At 63.5% G+C, this 18362-nt stretch carries 15 protein-coding genes; 5 read left to right on the top strand and 10 right to left on the bottom strand.

The features are described 5' to 3' along the window. Window positions 1-50: 50 nt before the first annotated feature. The 3 genes from HU144_RS05360 to HU144_RS19510 form a co-directional block, all read right to left on the bottom strand. Complete coding sequence (locus HU144_RS05360) at window positions 51-2738, bottom strand: helix-turn-helix domain-containing protein (protein ID WP_235350447.1); 2688 nt, start codon at window positions 2736-2738, stop codon at window positions 51-53. A 283-nt stretch (window positions 2739-3021) separates the two neighbouring features. After that, window positions 3022-5601, bottom strand: coding sequence for a helix-turn-helix transcriptional regulator (locus HU144_RS05355; protein ID WP_235350446.1), 2580 nt, complete (start codon window positions 5599-5601; stop codon window positions 3022-3024). Next, window positions 5586-5996: a helix-turn-helix transcriptional regulator gene (locus HU144_RS19510; protein ID WP_226829671.1), complete on the bottom strand. Its 411-nt coding sequence runs from the start codon at window positions 5994-5996 to the stop codon at window positions 5586-5588. The genes HU144_RS05355 and HU144_RS19510 overlap by 16 nt, the downstream gene beginning before the upstream one ends. Window positions 5997-8533: 2537 nt before the next feature. Between HU144_RS19510 and HU144_RS05345 the strand changes: the two genes are divergently transcribed. Together HU144_RS05345 and HU144_RS05340 are read left to right on the top strand one after the other, a co-directional pair. Continuing rightward, window positions 8534-9727 carry an acyl-CoA dehydrogenase family protein gene (locus tag HU144_RS05345; RefSeq protein ID WP_198395833.1) on the top strand — a complete coding sequence of 398 codons (1194 nt, stop codon included), beginning with the start codon at window positions 8534-8536 and terminating at the stop codon, window positions 9725-9727. 39 nt (window positions 9728-9766) lie between these two features. Next, window positions 9767-10915 (top strand): acyl-CoA dehydrogenase family protein, encoded by a 1149-nt coding sequence (locus tag HU144_RS05340; protein WP_235350444.1) that lies wholly within the window; start codon window positions 9767-9769, stop codon window positions 10913-10915. 376 nt (window positions 10916-11291) lie between these two features. On the opposite strand, the gene HU144_RS05335 is transcribed toward HU144_RS05340, so the two are convergent. The 4 genes from HU144_RS05335 to pyrE all read right to left on the bottom strand — a co-directional run bounded on the left by HU144_RS05335 (window position 11292) and on the right by pyrE (window position 15164). Next, a complete protein-coding gene (locus HU144_RS05335; protein ID WP_198395830.1) occupies window positions 11292-11921 on the bottom strand; it encodes a TrmH family RNA methyltransferase in 630 nt (209 codons plus the stop codon). Next, window positions 11918-13549 carry an ABC transporter permease gene (locus tag HU144_RS05330; RefSeq protein ID WP_235350443.1) on the bottom strand — a complete coding sequence of 544 codons (1632 nt, stop codon included), beginning with the start codon at window positions 13547-13549 and terminating at the stop codon, window positions 11918-11920. The genes HU144_RS05335 and HU144_RS05330 overlap by 4 nt, the downstream gene beginning before the upstream one ends. Then, entirely contained in the window at window positions 13549-14430 is an 882-nt protein-coding gene (locus HU144_RS05325) for an ABC transporter ATP-binding protein (RefSeq protein ID WP_235350442.1), read from the bottom strand. The genes HU144_RS05330 and HU144_RS05325 overlap by 1 nt, the downstream gene beginning before the upstream one ends. Window positions 14431-14597: 167 nt before the next feature. Then, entirely contained in the window at window positions 14598-15164 is a 567-nt protein-coding gene (gene pyrE / locus HU144_RS05320) for an orotate phosphoribosyltransferase (protein ID WP_235350441.1), read from the bottom strand. 417 nt (window positions 15165-15581) lie between these two features. Here pyrE and HU144_RS05315 point away from each other — a divergent pair, with 417 nt between their 5' ends. After that, complete coding sequence (locus HU144_RS05315) at window positions 15582-15860, top strand: GlsB/YeaQ/YmgE family stress response membrane protein (RefSeq protein ID WP_198395826.1); 279 nt, start codon at window positions 15582-15584, stop codon at window positions 15858-15860. A gap of 205 nt (window positions 15861-16065) precedes the next feature. Here the strand turns inward: HU144_RS05315 and HU144_RS05310 are convergent, their stop codons facing one another. Genes HU144_RS05310 through HU144_RS05300 form a run of 3 tightly spaced genes read right to left on the bottom strand, consistent with a single transcriptional unit; the run spans window position 16066 to window position 17502 of the window. Next, window positions 16066-16455 carry a hypothetical protein gene (locus tag HU144_RS05310; RefSeq protein WP_235350440.1) on the bottom strand — a complete coding sequence of 130 codons (390 nt, stop codon included), beginning with the start codon at window positions 16453-16455 and terminating at the stop codon, window positions 16066-16068. Beyond that, the gene (locus HU144_RS05305) at window positions 16448-16948 is read right to left on the bottom strand and encodes a hypothetical protein (RefSeq protein ID WP_235350439.1); all 501 of its coding nucleotides are present in this window, start codon (window positions 16946-16948) and stop codon (window positions 16448-16450) included. The genes HU144_RS05310 and HU144_RS05305 overlap by 8 nt, the downstream gene beginning before the upstream one ends. After that, on the bottom strand, window positions 16939-17502 hold the full coding sequence (locus HU144_RS05300; RefSeq protein ID WP_198395823.1) for an RNA polymerase sigma factor: 564 nt from the start codon (window positions 17500-17502) through the stop codon (window positions 16939-16941). Before HU144_RS05300 ends, HU144_RS05305 begins: the two co-directional genes overlap by 10 nt. A gap of 194 nt (window positions 17503-17696) precedes the next feature. Between HU144_RS05300 and HU144_RS05295 the strand changes: the two genes are divergently transcribed. Both HU144_RS05295 and HU144_RS05290 read left to right on the top strand, forming a co-directional pair. Further along, a complete protein-coding gene (locus HU144_RS05295) occupies window positions 17697-18164 on the top strand; it encodes an Asp23/Gls24 family envelope stress response protein (RefSeq protein ID WP_204233413.1) in 468 nt (155 codons plus the stop codon). A 14-nt stretch (window positions 18165-18178) separates the two neighbouring features. After that, window positions 18179-18361, top strand: a complete 183-nt coding sequence (locus HU144_RS05290; protein ID WP_143920952.1) for a DUF2273 domain-containing protein — start codon at window positions 18179-18181, stop codon at window positions 18359-18361. Window position 18362: the final 1 nt, after the last annotated feature.

Below are 18362 nucleotides of genomic sequence, written 5' to 3'. Positions count from 1 at the left end.
CGCGACGGCCGTGCGGTATGCCGCTCAGCGGATTCCTCCTCCGCCGGTGCTCAGACGGCGGCGAGACGCGGGTTGCCCGCCAAACGGGACACGAGTTCGGTTCGCGAACCGACATCGAGCTTGCGGTAGACGGCCGTGAGCCGGAGTTCGACGGTGCGCAGGGAGACGAAGATCCGTTCGGAGATCTCCCGGTTCTTCAGTCCGGCACGGACCAGCTCGACGACCTTGAGCTCCTCATCGCTGAGTTCGCCGAGGCGCGGCAGGCCAGGCATCGTCGGTACTTTCGGCTCCTCAACGATCTGCCCGTTGCTAAGGTGCTCGGCGAGACGCCCGGCCCCGACTTCGCGAAGCAGTGCCGCGGCGGCGAGCCTCTGTTCACGTGCTCTCAGCTTCGAGCCGTTATCGGTCAGTCTCGAGGCGAAAGCAGCATGAGTGACTGCCTTCTCGAAGACGAACTCAGAGGTGCTGGCCTGCCGCAGTGTTCGCCCGAACAGATCGGTGGCAGTCTCCCCAGCGGCCAGAAGCGCTTCGCTCCGCCCGACGACCAAGTCGACCCACCGAGAAGGGCATACCTTCGCGCGGTCACGCAGCTTCTGGAGCAGAAGAGTCGCATGTTCCCGTCTGCCAACACCCACCAACGCTTCGATGAGGTCGCCTTCGAAGCGACGCACGTTCGGATTGGTCACAGCCGCAGAGAGCTGTTCGCAGCGCCGAAGGTGGCCGAGGGCTTCGGCGGGACAGTCGGTGCGCAGCAGGTATCTGCCCTGAAGCGCATTGAGTTCGGCCAGCAGGCGTTGATTGTTCGTCGCCGAAGCCAGAGCCGCGGTTTGTTCTTCGACCGACCCCGCTTCTCCGGCGCGTCCGGTCAGCAGCAGCTTCCAGGCGTGCAGCAGCAGAGTCCGGTCCCGACGGACGACGGCGAGTCCTCTGCTCTTGTCGGCGGCCGATTCCGCGATGATTCTGTCGATGATGGCAACGGCTTGGCTGACGCGACCGAGACGCACTTCCAGGTCTGCGCGGACGCAGTCCACCTGTCGCTTCCAGACTCGGTTCGCCGCGCATGTCTCGCCGATGTGGTCGAGCACAGCTGCGGCGGCTTCGTAATGTTCGGTGAGCATCAGCCCGGTGGCGACAGCGAGCCCGAAGCTCGGTCTGATCGAATCCTGGTGTTCCTGCAGGCTCGCGAATCCGGCGAGCGCCGATCCGTCTTCCCCGCTGTTGCTGTCGAGCAGGATGCGAACCGCCTGCGCAAGCTGCTGCTCGCCTGCGCGAAAGTGCTCGCTGGTGGCCTCGGCGAGCGCCAGGAGCTCCTGCGCTCGGGGGAATTCGCCTCGTTCACAGTGGCAGAGCGCCAGAGTCAGCTGCAGGCGTGCCACTTCGGAGGGCGCCTGTTCCGATTCGTCCCTGCTCCACGACGTGAACAGTGAGGAAGGCAATGTCTGCGTTTCAAGGAAGACGTTGCGGACTTCGAGAGCCCGAGCGCGGACGACAACCGCTGCCCGGTTCGATCGGGAGGCGATCCGCACATAGCGACGGGAGAAGACGAACTGCCCGTGATCGGACAATGTCTCTGCGATCTCGACCAGCTGACCGCGCAGCTCTTCGAGATCATTGCAGACTCGGATGGCTCGTTCGGCGAATTCGACGCCGCCGGCGGTGAGTTCGCGTCGGACCAGTCCGAGAGCGTGCGCCGCCAGATGCTGCGCGGTCTCCTCACCCGGATCGACGAACGAGACATGCCACGCCTCGACCTGCGGCCAGGTATCGGCACAGTCCTCGACCAGTGTGAGATGGGTTCTGCGGCGCTCGCTCGCCCCCATCGACTGCTGCACCATGGCGCGGACGAATCCGTGCGGTATCCGCAGAAGAGCTCCCCGGCGTTCGATCGTTCCGCGCGACTCCAGCTCGTCGACAGCTTCCCAGAATCCGGGCATCCTCCTGGCCAGGGGCCGCAGAGGAGTCAGCGGAGACAGGGACAGGCATCTGAGCAGCGCATCGGCCTCGGGCGTCAGCCCCTCGACATAGTCGGCGATCATCGGACGACTGGCCGGCCCCACTCGCACCGGGATCGACAATGCGATCTCACCGCGCATCTCGCTCGGCGCCATCTCCTCGAGGATGTGGCTGACTGCCAAGGGCCGACCTGACGCGGCGTGGGCGGCGATCTGGGCCGCCTCCTCGGCGATCATCGTGTGTCCGAAGCGGGCGAGCGCGAGGTCGCGGGCAAGCTCGATGAGTTCGGCGATGCTCAGCTCCGCAAGTTCGATCTCCGGCACCGAGGCGAACGGACCGTCATCATCGATCGACCGTGCCGTGATGACGATATGCAGGCGTCCGGTCTTCAGACGGCGAAGCACCTGCCCGAGCACCCGCTGCGAGTCCATGTCCATCTCGTCGGCATTGGGTACGAGGATGAGCGTGTCCTCCTCTCCCGGGATCGATCGGAGGGCCGTCATGATGCTCGGCACGATCTCATCGGCGGCGAGCTCCGCCGGATCCGGGGATCCGTCGGCGGATGCGCTGACGGCGGCCAGCAGACCGCCGATCCCGGAGAAGAGGCTGTCCTCGTCGAACGGGCTCGATGCCACTCTGATGACTGTCCCCTCCCACTCTGATTCGAGTGCCCGCAGGATCGAACGCCTGCCGGTCCCGAAGCCGCCGGTCAGAGCTGCGGAGCGGTGCCGGGAAAGGAGGGAGCGGAGGTCGCCGACCTCTTTGCGACGAATCACCTGACGCATGATCCACCTCCCGTCAGGGAGTCCGGGGAGATCATTCGGAGAATGATTCCCGGTCGGGGGACGGACGCTGCCGTTCGTGCAGCGCGGGGAATGGTTCGCAGAAGAGGCTGAAGGTTGATGTCCATACACCGATGGTGCTCGCCGGGAGCCCTCCGAAACCAGGTGGCCGACACGGGAGTCCCCAACAGGTCACTACTCAGTCACCACCGGGTCACCACTGGACCATCGCATCGAGTACTCGCTCGTGGCCGAAATCCCGCAGTTGCGGATACTCGCTTCCGGCTCAGGCCCGCATTCGACCTTCGGAATTCCGCATCGCCTCGGCGACCTGTTCTCTGCGCTCGACACCGAGTTTGCGGAACAGTCGGTAGGTGTGGCCCTCGACCGTGCGTACCCGCACCCCCAGTTCCAACGCGATCTCCGCATTCGATCGGCCTGCGACTATGAGTGCGCTGATCTGCTTCTCTCGTGCAGTCAGCTCCGCGAGCCGACCGCCTGATCCGCGATTCTGAACTCCGTGAGCGCCGAATCGCGCAGCCAGTGCGATGCACCGGCCTGCCAGGTCGGGCATCGACGGCCCGTATTCTTCCGCGAGAGCCGTCAGCGCTGCCCGATCAGCGTTCCGCAGAGCTGCGCCGAGGCGGCCGACGATATCGAACTCCCGCCCGGTTCCGTGCGCGGCCGCTTCGCACATCGCCTCGGGCGCGATCTCGTCGAAGTGCAGGAAGAGGTGCAGCCGGATGAGCACGACGATCGCTGCGGCTCCATCGGCTTCGGCTTCTCTCAGCCTCCGTCGCAGCTCGTGCTCGTACCGGGGTTCCCCTGTTCGGATCGCTCGTGCAGTGGTTCGCAGCACGAGTGCCCGACGGTATTCGTGGTAGACAGCCGTGACGGGCAGCTCGTCGAAACGGGCGTGCAGGTCATCGGCCTCAGCCGGGGTTCCGACACGTGAAGCCGCATATTCGGCCTCGGCCAAGGCGATGGCGAGCTGAGTGCCCTGGTTCCAATAGGTGAGCGATTCGATCGCTGCACGGAGTGCCTTCATCGCCCCTGGGAGGTTGCCCTCAAGCAGGTGGGTCTGCGCCCACAGCAGATCGACCGGACCCGAACGGGCTGACAGATATGCGATGTCATGTGTCGGCAGTGCTGTCATCATCTCCTTCGCTTCGGCTATCCGTCCCAGCTGCAGCAGCGTACGCCCCCGCAGCATGATCAGGTGAAGCACTCCTGTGCTTTCGAAGTGGAATTCGGTCTGAGTGGATTCGAGGAGGGCGAGTGCTTCCACGGTGAGGCCCGAGTCGAGCATGTCCGTTGCATGCAGCATGGTATCGAGGAGGTGGAAGTTGCCCGGTGCCGCACTCTCGTGGGAGAGCCCGTCGAAGACATCGACGGTGAGCGGTCGGCCTTCAGCCACGACTGCAGCGACTCGGTCAAGCAGCCTGAGCCCGAACTCTGCATCCACTCCCGCTCCGGGATGCCCGTCACCATCGTGTTGAAGCCGTTCCAGAGCGGTGCGGAAATCCGCAAGCCGCAGAGCGGGAGACATCGTGCTGAAGGCACGGTTCATCCAGACCACGAGGGAGTCGACGACGAGCTGTGCACAGCAGGCGGTGCGAACACCGTGGGCCACGAGGTCGAGGCCGAGCGGAATCTTATTGCATCCGCAATAGAGCAGAGCAAACGCGAACAGGTCGTGCGGGCCCATCCGCTCCGTCGGGATCGCCGCGATCAGCCGCATGGCCCGATGCCAATCCCCGAGGCGGGCAGCGATCAGTGCCGCTTCGATGGTCCGTGATTCGCTGATCTCTGCCCCGCAGATCAGTCCCCATTCGGCCCTGACCGTCTGCGCCCACTCCGAAGGTGCATCTCCACACGCGTCGATGAAATCGAACCACTCTCGGCTCCGACCGGTCGGCGTTGTGTATCTGATCGTGTCCGAGGTGTGGTTCTCCACCGCCTCGTAGATCTGGCACCTCCTCGGATCGATCTTCAGCTCTCCGGCGGCCACGAGCTCGTCTGCGGCTTCCCCGAGTCCAGCCGTGATCAGTGTCGCAAGCTCCACCTCTCCTGCGAGGACGACCAGTTCGAGGGCTTCTGTCTCTTTCGGCGAGTGGTCGCCAAGACCGATCCGTGCATAGTCACGGGCACGCGCATCGTAGTCGATGTCGAGTCCGTCGAGAATCCACACTCCTCGACGCATGAGGAAACGCGAACGCCTTCCGGTGTACTCAAGCAGTTCGATCAGCCTCCCGGGGTTGCGCTTCGAATGGAAGTCGACGATGTCGACTACGGCTTGGGACACGATATGGCCGAGGCGGTGTTCGATCATCGACCGATAGTCCTCGCGCGGCAGCGGGCCGAGGACGAGATGCTGGAGCACATGGTCTTCGACCAGGGCCGAGAACGGAATGAGCCCATCGTCGGTATTGGTGCGCGACATCGCGACGAGCCTGATCGATCCGACGCTGGCCAGGCCCGTCAGGATCTCCTGCGAGCGGGAATCGAGCAGATGGGCATCATCGACGAACACCGCCCGCGGTGCGCGGGTCGAGGTGAGTCGTGACACGATACGCCCCAGGAGCGTGGACGGGTCTCCGTCGAGGTCCACGAGCAGACCGAAGACACCGAACTCGACGTTCTGATGCACCCGGTCTCCGCGGATCCAAATTGCGTCGCTTCTGTCTTCGAAGGTCGTTCGCGCCAGGAGGGTCTTGCCGACGCCGATTTCGCCTTCGATGAGGATGCCCGAGCATTCCGAGCAGCGCAGAGACTCATGGATCAGATCGAGTTCGGCCCTGCGCCCGAAGATCTTCGTCCCGCTCTGGGTGCTCGCGGCCGATGCACTGCTCACTTCCTCAGCCATTCGGCCACCACCTCTCGCAGCTCGTGCCGATTTGCCACATGCGTCCGGCGGTAGAGACGACCGAGGTGCCATTCGACGGTTCTGGCCGACAGATGCAGCTCCTCTCCGATCTCTGCGCTCGTCCGGCCTTCGACGACGCCGGTGATGATCGAGTGCTCGAGTTCGCTCAGGCTCTCTGCGAATCGGTTCCCGTCGGCGTCGAAGTCGAGCACACGTCGGCTCCTCCCCAGGAGTGCCCGGGCTTCTTTGGCGGCTGTGGCATCGCCTGCGGCAACAGCGCGCTTTCGGGCTTCGCCGGACAGCTGGTCACAGAGCACGACCGCGCCGAACAGAAGTGCCTCACGCGCCGCAGCGATGAGGGCCCGCAGATCGTCTGTGCTGAAGGCATGAGCCATGGCACGCAGCAGGCGACCGAGTGCGCCATCGACTCTGCCTGCCGATGCGGACAAGCGGCAGATGGCCTGTTCATGGCCGAGTCGACCTGCTTCGAGCCACGCGAGGCAGGCAAGAGTGTGCGCGCCGTGTTCTTCGGCCCACGTTCCGAGATCATTCAGCTGTGGTGCCGCGGGTACCGGCGAGGTCTGCGCCAGTGCTTGAAGATCGAAGAGTCTGGCTTCGAATGAAGCCCACCACGAATGCCGGCTGGCTTCGGCCTCGTCGTCGACAGCGATTGAGATGACGTCGGTCTGCTGGTGTGTCAGCACGGCAGACAGACTCTGCGCCGACCTGGCCATTCCCGCTATATCGACGACGTCGGATGGGTCGCTGACGAGATTGAGTGCGCTGAGGGTGCGGTGGGCATTCGCCACATTTCCGGTGCGCAGGTCGATGAGCGCGTTCGTCAATCTGGTCAGCCGCCGGCTGGAGGTCAGTTCGTCCATGGCGGTTCGCGCATCGGCCCAGTCTCCGGCGACGAAGTTCGCCACGAAGAACTGTGGAACGGCGTCTTCCCGTTCGAAGGATTCGGGCCCTGGAAGTTCGAACATCAGCCGGGCTTGGGCAATATAGCTCAGTCCCAGTTCGATCCGGCCGGCCAACACTTCGGCAACGCCGAGGAACGCGCATGCCCGCAGGCGGTGGCGCACCAGACTGGCATGGTTGAGATAGACGCTTTCGGCCAGAGAGCAGGCAGCTGCGATCCGACCTCCTTTGAGTTCGAATCGGGCCCGCGTGGCGTCGAGCCGGCCGAGATCAGCAGGCGAGGCCAGCCGGTCTCGGACCCATGCCAACTGCAGTCGTTCAGGAGCGCGCGGGTCCTTCAGCCGCAATTCCATCGAGGCGAGCCGAGACAGGTATTCCTCTGCGCCAGATTCTGGGTCCAGGCAGGCCTCGGAGACGAGCGGGTCGATGATCTCCCTGGCTTGTCGGAGTCGGCCGGCGCCCCATTCGCAACGGGAGAGTTCGAGGTCGAGCTCGGGCCCGCGGTACCCGCTGGTGCGGATGATCTCCGCGGCTTCGAGGTACCTGCCGCGTGAGTTTCCCCAGGTTGCGGCGTCCAACACCTGCTTGGGAGTCGGCACCCGCCCCAAGGAGATCGACCACGCTGCATAACCGAAGAGCGCCCTTCCGTGGAGAGCCGAATGGTCGACTCCGGTATCGAACCGGGTGAGCAGTTCGAGGCTGCGAGAGGGCGGGACCGCAGCGCGGACGTTCTCGGCCGTGACTGGTTCATGCATGCTCACCTCTCCGCCTCTCCCCTTCGAAATCGCCAGGAGCCCATCCTCGGCCAGAGAATCGATGATCTGCGGACTGGTCAGTCCGACGAGCACGTCATAGGGCACTGCTTCGATGAGCGAGACGGTTTCGATGATCTCTCGGCTGGGCTGATCGGCACGGGCGATTGCGGTCTCGACTCCACTGGTCCGGCTGCGCCCGAAGAGCAGTCTCTCGAGCAGCCGCGGATTGCCATGGGCAAGAGCGCTCAGTTCTGAGACCGATCTCGTCTCTGTCTCCATGAGTCCGACGCTGTTGATCATCGCAATCGCATCGGCCTCGTCGATTCCGTCCAGATCAACCCTGACGACACTTCCGGTCAACCACAGCCCGGCGATGAGATCGACCGGGGGCCGCGCGGATTCGGCAGCGATGACGATCTTGATCCGACGCGCGTCCGTGAGCTGCGCCAGCACAGCCAGAGAATGATCGTCGACGAGATCAGCATTGTCGACGACGACGAGAGGGCATCCTCCCGCTGATCTGCGTTCGAAGAGATCGCCGATCACCGACAGCGCTCGACCGGGCGGAAGGTCGGTGCCGAGGCCTTCCCGAGAGAGGAGTATTTCGAAGATTCCGAGATTTCGCACTCGAGCCTTACCCGATCCGCGCAGGCGGGTGACCGACAGATCGGCGTCGAGGCGTGAGAGTGCGGCGTTGACCAACGCGGTCTTCCCGACGCCCGCCGCGCCGATGATGAGCGCTCCCAGATGCTTCTCACCGGCGATCGCATCGACGACCGTCGACATCTCGGACCCATATCCGAAGAGTCGGCGCGACGGTGCGACCGGGGGGATGCGTGTAGTCCGACCTGACACGTCACTCAGCTTTCCGTACCCCTGGGGATGTTCTGCGGCGGGGAATGCGGAGCCCATCGGCACGGGGTTCACTCCGGATGTGCTCTCATTTCGGATTCAACAATGAAATTCCTGAATTATTCTTACCACTCGCGATAGGTGTAGTAATACATTTTTGAAATAAAGTTAGCCGATTGTGACATGAACATCCGATCGGACGGGAGGGCCACCTCGGCGCAGGCGAAGCCTTCAACACCTCTTGCCGTCAACCGTCCTCCACTCCGGACCATCCGGTGCAGCTGCCCCCTCGGCGAGCATTCTCCGCCACTCGCAGACACCTTCTCTCACCTCCCCACTTGTGAGCCCGAACACCGAACCGTACTATTGGAGCTAAGTTACCGAACGATCAATCAGGAGTTTTCATGGACACCTTGCTGAATGCAGAGGAGCGCGAGTTCGCTCAGAAGATGCGTCAGTTCTATCGCACGGAGATCCCCGAGGAGCTGCGCTTCAAGGTCGCCACCGGCCAGGAGCTGACCAAGGAGGACATGGTCACTTCGCAGCGGATCCTCAATCAGCACGGTTTCGCCGTACCCAACTGGCCCGTCGAATGGGGCGGCCAGGACTGGACTCCGGTACAGCGCCACATCTGGCTTGAAGAGATGCAGCTGGCCTGCGTTCCACAGCCGCTGCCCTTCAATGTCTCCATGGTCGGCCCGGTCATCGCGACCTTCGGCAGCCAGGAGATCAAGGAGCGCTTCCTTCCCGCCACCGCCAATATCGACATCTGGTGGTCACAGGGCTTCTCCGAACCCGATGCCGGCTCTGACCTCGCATCGCTGAAGACCTCCGCGGTACGTGACGGCGACAAGTACATCGTCAACGGACAGAAGACCTGGACGACCCTGGGCCAGTACGGCGACTGGATGTTCAACCTGGTCCGCACCGACCCGAATGTGAAGAAGCAGGCCGGCATCTCGTTCCTGCTCATCGACATGAAGACGCCCGGGGTCACGGTTCGCCCGATCCAGCTCATCGACGGCGGCCATGAGGTCAACGAAGTCTTCTTCGACAATGTCGAGGTTCCCGTCGAGAACCTCGTCGGCGAAGAGAACAAGGGCTGGACCTACGCGAAGTTCCTGCTCGGCAACGAGCGCACCGGCATCGCCCGGATCGGCGGCTCGAAGGTCAACCTGGCCCGTGCCAAGGCCTACGCCGCGGTGACGAAGACGGCACGCGGCACCTTGCTCGACGATCCGCTGTTCTCCGCCCGCCTGACTCGGATCGAAGCCGAGCTCACCGCGCTCGAGATGACCCAACTGCGGATCCTCTCGACTCAGGCCGCCGGATCTGACAAGCCGGATCCACGCTCCTCCGTGCTCAAGCTCAAGGGCTCACAGCTGCAGGAAGACATCAGCGAGCTGCTCGTCGACGTCCTCGGTCCCCAGGGCCTGGACTTCGTCACCGACCGCGCTCAGGGCGAGGGACTCTCGGACCTTCCGCTCGGAGCAGTCGACGCCCTTCCCGCGTACTTCAACACCCGCAAGGTCACCATCTACGGCGGCTCGTCCGAGGTGCAGCGCGGAATCATCTCGAAAGCACTGCTTGGTCTCTGAGGTCTCTGCGACCCCAGAACACTTAAGAAGAGGACAACAATGGATCTTGAACTCAACGACATTCAGCAAGAACTCGCCAGCACCCTGAACAAGTACCTGCGCAGCGAGTACGACACCCAAGCCCGCGAAGCCATTCTGCACAGCGAAGAGGGCATCTCCCGCGAGAAGTGGGAGGCGTTCGCAGAGATGGGCCTGCTCGGCCTGGCAATCCCGGAGAACTACGGTGGAGCAGAAATGACCTTCGCCGAGGTTGCTGTGGTCTTGGAAGCATTCGGCCGTTCACTCGTGCTCGAGCCGTTCCTGGCCACAGCAGTGCTGGGCGCCAATGCGATCGCCGCCGCCGGCAGCGAAGAGCAGAAGCAGGAGATCCTGCCCTCCGTGTGCGAAGGCCAGACCTTCCTCGCATTTGCGGCCCTCGAGCCCGGCCTGCGCTACGCGGTCGATACTCCGTCCACCACCGCCTCGGCGGGCGCTGACGGTGCCTTCACGATCAGCGGCGAGAAGAACGGCGTGCTCGGCGGCGACGTCGCTGACCAGTTCATCGTCACAGCCTCGGAGAACGGCGAACTCGGATTGTTCCTGGTCGCCGCGACGGCAACCGGAGTCTCCCGCGTCATACACCGTCAGGCCGACGGCCAGGGAAGCGCCAGCGTGAAGTTCGACAACGCACCGGCCCAGCGCCTCGGTGCCGCCGATGCACATGCCGTCGTCGCTGAGCTGCTCGACACCGCGAACGCTGCGATCATGGCCGAAGCAGTCGGTGTCATGGAGGCCTCGCTGACCATGACCGCCGAGTACCTCAAGACCCGTGAGCAGTTCGGCGCCCCGATCGGTGCGAACCAGGCCCTGCAGCACCGTGCGGCCGACCTCTACGCGGACCTCGAGTATGCGCGCAGCATGGCCCTGTACTCACGACTTGCTGTCACCAACGAGGAAGCCGGCTCCGAGAAGGACCGCCACCGTGATGTCATCGCGGCCAAGATCATCATCGATCAGTCGGCTCGCACCATCAGCCAGGAGTCGATTCAGATGCACGGCGGAATCGGCATGACGATGGAGTACCCGATCGGTCATTACGCAAAGCGCCTGACCGTCATCTCGCGCACCTTCGATGATGCTGATTCGCTGACTGCCGAGCTGGCAGAGATCGGTGGGCTCATCGAGCCCCAGGCGGCCGACCTGAACTGAGGCCACAGCGCGACGCCGAGCATTCGCTCACGTCGGGCGTCGAAGTCTCTGTCGGGCGTCGAAATCTCTGCAGAAGAGAAGGGGCGTTCCGTGTTCTTCCATACCGGAAGCAACGCGGGACGCCCCTTCTTCGTCCTTTCCTGCACTTTTGCCCCAGCAGCATCGACGAACCACCGGACAGTTGGTAAGTCCTGGTCGATCCCAGGGCTGCGATCGACCAGGACTTACCAACCGTTGGGGCCAAAAGTGCCGGCGGGGGCACAGTAGAGCCCTGCCCACCCGTCGGCGCTCGGCGCACGGGCTGCTGAGTACCCGTCGACGTTCGACACACGGGCTGCTGCGCGCCCTTCGACCGCCCTCATCACGTTGGCAGGATTCAGTCCACCGGCTGGTCGTAGACGTGGCGGCGGACCCAGGAGTGCATGGTGATCGCCGCAGCGGCGGCCGCGTTCATCGACCGGGTCGAACCGTACTGTGCGATCGACAGCACCGCTGTGCTCGCCTGGTGCGCTTCCTCGCTCAGGCCTGGCCCCTCCTGCCCGAAGAGCAGCAGGCTGCGTCGCGGCAGGTCATAGGTCTCCAACGGCACCGAGTCCGGGAAGTTGTCGATTCCGATCAGCGGTACGGAATTGTCGGTACACCACTGCAGGAGGTCGTCGATGCTCGGGTGGTGGATGATGTGCTGGTACCTGTCGGTGACCATCGCCCCACGCCGATTCCACCGCCGCCTGCCCACGATGTGCACCGCGGCGGCGTTGAAGGCGTTGGCCGTCCTGACCACCGACCCGATGTTGAGGTCGTGCTGCCAGTTCTCCACACCGACATGGAATTCGTGCCGTGTCGTGTCGAGATCGGCGACGATCGCATCGAGCTTCCAGTAGCGGTATCTGTCGACGACATTGCGACGATCGCCCTCAGCCAGCAGCTCGGGATCAAAGTGCTCAGACACAGGCCAGGGGCCGGTCCACGGACCGACCCCTACCTGTGGCGTGCTGTCTTCAGTCACTTCTTGTCATCGGTTTCATCCGTTGACTCAGCAACCTTCGTCTTCTTCGCCGAGGTGTCGTCGGCGTCCGAGTCGATCCCATCGTCCGAGACGGAGTCAGAGTCAGAGTCTGAGTCGGAGTCGGAGTCTGCAACAATGTCCGATTCCGCCGCAGCGTCCTTAGAACCAGCCTTCTTGCCAGCTGAGCCGACGGAGACCTTTTTGGCACGCTTGCTCATCTTCACGGTCTTGCCGCCGCGTCCTCCGCCGGTGAGCACCGCGCGAACGTAGGCGCTGCTGGCCAAGGAGTGGATGATGAGGGCGACCAGGGCAGCAATGGCTGCGGCGACGAGGCCCTCCCACCATGCGGGTGGGCTGCCGAAGAAGCGTCCGGCAATTCCCAGCGGCGAGGTGAACGGAGTCCACGACAGCACCTTGGCAACTGTTCCCGATGCTCCCACGATGACGGGTGCGATGAAGCCGGCCACGGTGATGACGCCGATGATCGAGACGAAGGTCTTGCGCGCCTTGCTGCCGGACACCGTCGATGCCCAGACGAGGAGCGCGTAGATCGCCCACGCGGTGAACAGCAGCGTCAGTGCGAACCAGCCCAGGCCGGGCAGCATGGCGAACGCCAGTGAGGTCTTGCCTGTGATGGAGAGTCCGAGTTCGGCCACAACGATCGCGACGACAAGGTGGACAGCTGTCAGAGACAGCATGCCCGTGATCCGACCCGACGCCGAGGCGCGAGGGGGGATCGTGGCGGCGATGATCTCGGTGATCCGATTGCGCTGCTCCAGGCGCAGGTTCTGATAGAGCGCGGTGCCGAGTGTGGCCACCACGAGCAGTGCGAACACTGCCATGGCCCACAGCAGCGGAGTGGCGACCTCGTCGCCGACCGCCGGCGAGTTCAGCAGTGTGGCCTCAGTCTTCGGTGCCAGCTTCTCCAGCAGCGCCTCGGGCTGTTCGTCCAAGGCGATGATCGTCGGCTGTGCCTGTCCGCTGGGGTCCTGGATGAAGGCCGCGTCGACTTTGCCTTCCTTGACCAGCTTCTCGGCGGCTTGAGCGTCCTTGGCGTCGGTGATCTTCACGCCCAGCTGCTGCTCGTACATGGCAGCCTGCTCACCCACACCGACCATAGCCATGCTCGGAGTGCCCGACTTCGAGTCGGATCCAGCGACGACGCCCGAGATGATCGCAGCGAGGATTCCGAGCACGATGACTGCACCGGTGACCAGGAAGAACGGACTGCGCAATGCGGTCGTGCTCTCCCTGTTCGATACCAGCCAGGCGGCCTGACGCCTGTTCACGTCGACGAACTCGGAGACCAGACCGGTCTCGGGAAGTTCATCGGCCGATGGCCGGTCCTCGGCAAGTTCGAACGGAACCTCGTCGAGCCCGTCGTCGGCAGCCACTGCGTCAGCATCGTCGGCAGCCGCTGCGGGCTTCGCACCCTTGGCCTTTTTCGCCGACTTCGCGGTCTCAGCCGACTTCGCGCCTGTGCCCTGTGTTGAGTCTGCATCGTTGTCGGTCACCGCGACGTCGTCGCCGACGGGTGTGCCCAGATCATCGATGTTCTCTCCCGCAGTGCCCTTCGACACCTGCGGCTCCGGGGTGTCCCCGTCCTGGCCTTCGTCCTTGCCTGCCATCACAAAGCCTCCTTGTACTGCTCGGCCAATGTCGGGCGAACACTCTCGAAACTCTTCACACCATTCAGTGCTGCCACGGTCTGTGCGGCCGAGTCTGCATCGGCTGCCCGGAAGCTGACGATGTTGTCTGCGGAATCGAGCACCGCAACGTCGCTGATGCCCGCGCGGCTCTCCAATGACTTGGCGGCCGCCTCGGCGTCGGCAAGCTCCACACGGTACTTCACGTCCGAGCGCAGCTCTTCCACGCTGCCGGACACGCTGGTCCGGCCCTGGCTGAGGACGATGACATCGTCGGCGTGGGTCTGCGCGGCCTCCCAATTGTCGGTGGCCAGGATGACGGGCACCCCGGAGGCGGCGTGGGCGCGCAGGAGAGACATCACAAGTTCGGTTGACTGTGAGTCGAGGCCGGAGAAGGCGTCGTCGATGACGACGACATCGGGGTCGGCGGCCAGTGTCGCTGCGATGTCGACGCGGGCGATCTCCGTGCCGCTGAGGTTCTTCAGCGGTGCATACCCGCGATCGGCGAGCTCGAGGCGCGAGAGCAGAGTCAGCGCGTTGCGCTCTGCGGCACCGAGCGTGATGCCGTGCAGACGCGCCAGGTAGACGATCTGATCGATCACACGCATGTTCGGGTAGCCGCCGCGCTCGGCGGGCAGATATCCGAAGTTCTGACGATCGCCGAAGTCGAGCTCGAAGTCCTCGAGCTTGACGGTGCCCTCATCGGGCGAGATCAGCCCCATGATGACGCGAACCAGCTCGGTCCGGCCGGCCGAACGGGTTCCGACGATTGCGGTGATCCGGCCTGCCTGTGCGGTGAAACTCACCTCGTCGAGATAAGTTCGCTTTCCCTTGCGCAGGGAAACCTCTTTCAGTGTGAGCACGCGTCATCCTTACTTTTCCTGAAGCAGTACTGTGGGAGTGTCTCATCTATCGTGTTGAATCGACCACGATGTTTCAAACCAGGATCCCGATTACGACAGAATTGCCAGTCGAGTCCCAGCTGGTGATCGACGGGTGGAGATCCACCCGTGAAGCTCCGAGAAACGTCTCAATCCAACCCAAGATCGCTTGTCGTCAACGCCGTGAGATACGGAATGCCTGTTGCCTCGACGCGCTCCTTGGCGCCCGTGTCCCGGTCCATGACCACGGCCACGGCCACCACCTCGGCGCCGGCCTCTTTGAGGGCTTCGACCGCGGTGAGCACGGAACCGCCAGTGGTCGAGGTGTCCTCGACGGCGACGACCCGCTTGCCCTTGACGTCTGGGCCCTCAACTCGACGAGACATCCCGTGTTTCTTCGCCTCCTTGCGAACGACGAACGAATCCACCGGAGTGCCGCGAACGACTGAGCGGTGCATGACGGCGGTTCCGACCGGATCGGCACCCATCGTCAGCCCGCCCACGGCATCGACCTTCTCCAGCAGCCCCTCGGCGGCCAGGAGATCGAGCACCACATCACCGATCAGTGGTGCGGAGCGATGGTCGAGAGTGACCCTGCGCAGATCCAGATAGTAGTCAGCTTCCCTGCCAGATGAGAGGGTCACCTTGCCACGAACAACAGCGAGTTCGTCGATGAGGTCGAGCAACTGTCGGCGGGTGTCTGCACTATCGGTCATGCCCCCAAGTCTAAACGGCCAGTGCCGTTGCGCAGACCAGGGCCGTCACACACGCCCAGGGCCTCTTCACATCGAGGCTGTCACGGGCTCCCACACCCTTCATAAGAAGGTCTCCCATAGGAGGGTCATCCCACGCCGAGGCGGCATGGGCTCTGACTGCCCACGCCGAGATGGTCATGGGCACTGCCTGCCCACGCCTAGGTCGTCATGATCACTCGCTGCACTCGCCGAAATGGTGATGGGGTTCACGGCGTTCGAATGGAATCCGTACGTGAGGTTTCCGCCGAGCGAACGTCTGTACCAATGTCATAAAAGATCGGGCGAAGCTGTACGTTCCGTGAGAATCGGATCTACCATGGGAGACAGATCCACCCAACATGCCCGATCATCAGCTACTTCAGAAGGGATGTGAACCTCATGGGCTTCATCGCATATTTGATCCTCGGACTCATTGCCGGCGCCATTGCCAAGGCGATTCTGCCGGGCAAGCAGGGCGGCGGGATCATCGCCACACTCATCATCGGCGTCATCGGAGCCATGCTCGGAGGTTGGATCGGAGGCGCACTCTTCGGAGTCCAGATGGATGCGTTCTTCTCGCTGTCCTCCTGGCTGTGTGCGATCGGCGGCGCGCTGATCGTCCTCATCATCTGGGGCTTCATCACCAACAAGATGGGCAAGAAGGACAAAGCGGCCTGATCATGGTCTGATTCAGACGCGATTCGACTCTTGTCGAGTCACGCCCAACGTGTGAAGAGGCCCGGAATCCAGCACTGGATTCCGGGCCTCTTCACATTCACCCGCAGTCCCAGCTGTCACCCGCAGTCCCATTTGTCACCTGCAGTCCCAACTGCCATCGGCAGTCGCAGCTGTCACCCGCCGTCGCTGACGGCTGGTCGCGCGACTACCCCCGGCTGACGACGCGCAGGTCGATGTCGAGCCGCCCGCTGACCTCCACGGCCCCGCGAGCGATGTCGGCCTCGACGACGGAGAAGATCTCATCGACGACCTCGGCGACCGAACGGGTGTGGTCAAGGTGGGCGTCGATCCTCACCTTCACACCGTCACCACCGCGGGCCACGTCAACACCAACGGGCTCATCGCCGGTGCGCCGCAGCACCTTGGCCGTGGCGGTGGCGACCAGGTCGCGCAGTCCCGGCGCCAGGGCCCTGACCCCGGCGATCGAGGTCACGGAGTCAGCCAGTCGGGCCGACTCCACAACCTCCTTGCCGTTGACAGAGCCATTGCCGCTGTACACGAGATTGAGGTCCTTCGACTCGCCACGATCAGTCAACGTACACATCCTCAGCATTGATATCGATCCGGTTCGCGGGGATCCCCAGCTCGGCCAGGACCTCGGCGGATACGGATCGTCGGATCGCCTCGGCGGTGGGGGCGAAGGAGATGCCGGCGCGCATGGCCACCGTCAGCGACACCGTCGCCGCACTCCCCTTCGGATCCCCGGCAGGCTCGACGTCGACGCTGCGGGCTCGGATCCCGTCCACCGCGTCAACGGCATTGCGCACAATTGAGCGCACCGAAGCGGTCGAGATCGAGAACGGGTGTCCCTGCCCTGTCTGCAGATTGGTCGAGGGCCCCCGGTACAAATCGTCTCTGACCAGCTGCAGGATGCGCTCACGCACTCCGGCCGTATCTTCGGGCTCGGGTTGGAACGTGCTCATGTATTCGTCGATGACACCGCGAAGTTGGGCGTCTGACTCCCGCTGGGATTCGGCACTCGTCAGGTCGGGTTCAGCGCCGGAGCCGACCTGCTCGTTCACGTCCATCCTTCCATCCCCTCCATGATGGCAGTGCGGGCTCTGTGAATTCGGCCGCGCACACTGCCTTCACTGATACCCAGAGTTGTCGCCACCTCGGCGTAGCTGAGGCCCTCCATCTGGTGGAGTACCCACGTTACCCGCTGTTCTGATGAGAGCGTCTGGAGAACGTCTGAGAAATGCTGCAGAGCCGTACGCGCCTCGACGGACTTCTCAACCGATGCCCGCCCATCCGCGTGGATGCTCATATCGTCGGGATCCTGCGCGTCCGAAGGCCTGGCCATCCTCCTGCGCAGCAGGTCGGTGCACTTGTTCGATGCCAGACGGTAGATCCACGTGCCGAAAGCGGCCGGTTCGGTCAGAGCGTTCATCGATTTCCACGCCTGCACCAGCGTGTCCTGCACGACGTCTTCCGCGTCCTGCCGGTCACCGAGCGTGCGCAGGCAGAATCGCAGGAGCTTCGTCTCATACCGGTCAACCAACGCCTCGAAGGCGTCGATATCGCCCTCTCTCGCGCGCACGACGAGGGTGACGATATCGAAGCGATCATCGTGCCTTGTCATATCCACATCGTATGCGACCGCAATCGCCGTGAGCATGTTCGCCACGTCGGGACGAACCCGTTTCACCGGCGAGAACATTTTCACTGGCGAGAAGATTCTTTCGCAATCATGCGTGAGGTTTGTCCGTCATGCGCGTCTGTACTCATAACTAGCCTGTACTCGCAACAGGATCGTCGAAGCGAAAAGGAAGACACATGCCAGAAGACAAGCAGTCCACCGTTTCCCAGCAGTCCAGGACCGACGATTCGGTGCGCAGCCCTCTCGTGACCGACATGGGCAACACCACGATCGCCGAGAACGTCGTCGCCAAGCTCTCCGGCATCGCCGCCCGTGAGGTTCCCGGCGTGTTCGGGATGGGCAATGCCGCACGCCGCACCTTCGACGCCCTCGCCGAACGCATCCCCGGCTCGCAGACGAATGTCTCCGGCGGAGTCTCCGTCGAGAAGGGTGAGAAGCAGACTGCGATCGACCTCACCATCGTCGTGGAGTACGGAACGTCGATCGTCGACGTCGCCGAGGCGATCCGTCGCAACGTGATCCGTGCCGTCGAGCAGGGCACCGGGCTCCAGGTCGTCGAGGTCAACATCGAGGTCACTGACGTCCACCTCCCCGGCGATGACGATGATCAGCAGAACACCAACGACACCGTCGAACTCAACTGAGACGAAGGACTGACATGTCGAAAACACTCATCGGGCTGCTCGTCGGACTGACGCTGGGCATCGTTGCGTTCTTCGGTGGTTTCCTCGCGTTCCTCATCGTCGCCATCTGCGGCGGGCTCGGACTGGTCATCGGCCTCGTCCTTGACGGACGCCTCGATCTCAGCGCGCTGAGTTCGCGCTCGACGACCCGGAGGTAGC

The sequence above is a fragment of the Brevibacterium sp. UCMA 11752 genome (genome assembly GCF_021532235.1).
Lineage (GTDB): Bacteria > Actinomycetota > Actinomycetes > Actinomycetales > Brevibacteriaceae > Brevibacterium > Brevibacterium antiquum.
This window is presented reverse-complemented; position numbering and strand designations above follow the sequence as displayed.

Excerpts from the sequence above, each read along its gene's own strand:
- HU144_RS05360 (WP_235350447.1), bottom strand. The coding sequence starts at position 2,738 with ATGCGTCAGGTGATTCGTCGCAAAGAGGTCGGCGACCTCCGCTCCCTC.
- HU144_RS05355 (WP_235350446.1), bottom strand. The coding sequence starts at position 5,601 with ATGGCTGAGGAAGTGAGCAGTGCATCGGCCGCGAGCACCCAGAGCGGG.
- HU144_RS19510 (WP_226829671.1), bottom strand. The coding sequence starts at position 5,996 with ATGGCTCATGCCTTCAGCACAGACGATCTGCGGGCCCTCATCGCTGCG.
- HU144_RS05345 (WP_198395833.1), top strand. The coding sequence starts at position 8,534 with ATGGACACCTTGCTGAATGCAGAGGAGCGCGAGTTCGCTCAGAAGATG.
- HU144_RS05340 (WP_235350444.1), top strand. The coding sequence starts at position 9,767 with ATGGATCTTGAACTCAACGACATTCAGCAAGAACTCGCCAGCACCCTG.
- HU144_RS05330 (WP_235350443.1), bottom strand. The coding sequence starts at position 13,549 with ATGGCAGGCAAGGACGAAGGCCAGGACGGGGACACCCCGGAGCCGCAG.
- pyrE (WP_235350441.1), bottom strand. The coding sequence starts at position 15,164 with ATGACCGATAGTGCAGACACCCGCCGACAGTTGCTCGACCTCATCGAC.
- HU144_RS05315 (WP_198395826.1), top strand. The coding sequence starts at position 15,582 with ATGGGCTTCATCGCATATTTGATCCTCGGACTCATTGCCGGCGCCATT.
- HU144_RS05305 (WP_235350439.1), bottom strand. The coding sequence starts at position 16,948 with ATGGACGTGAACGAGCAGGTCGGCTCCGGCGCTGAACCCGACCTGACG.
- HU144_RS05300 (WP_198395823.1), bottom strand. The coding sequence starts at position 17,502 with ATGACAAGGCACGATGATCGCTTCGATATCGTCACCCTCGTCGTGCGC.
- HU144_RS05295 (WP_204233413.1), top strand. The coding sequence starts at position 17,697 with ATGCCAGAAGACAAGCAGTCCACCGTTTCCCAGCAGTCCAGGACCGAC.
- HU144_RS05290 (WP_143920952.1), top strand. The coding sequence starts at position 18,179 with ATGTCGAAAACACTCATCGGGCTGCTCGTCGGACTGACGCTGGGCATC.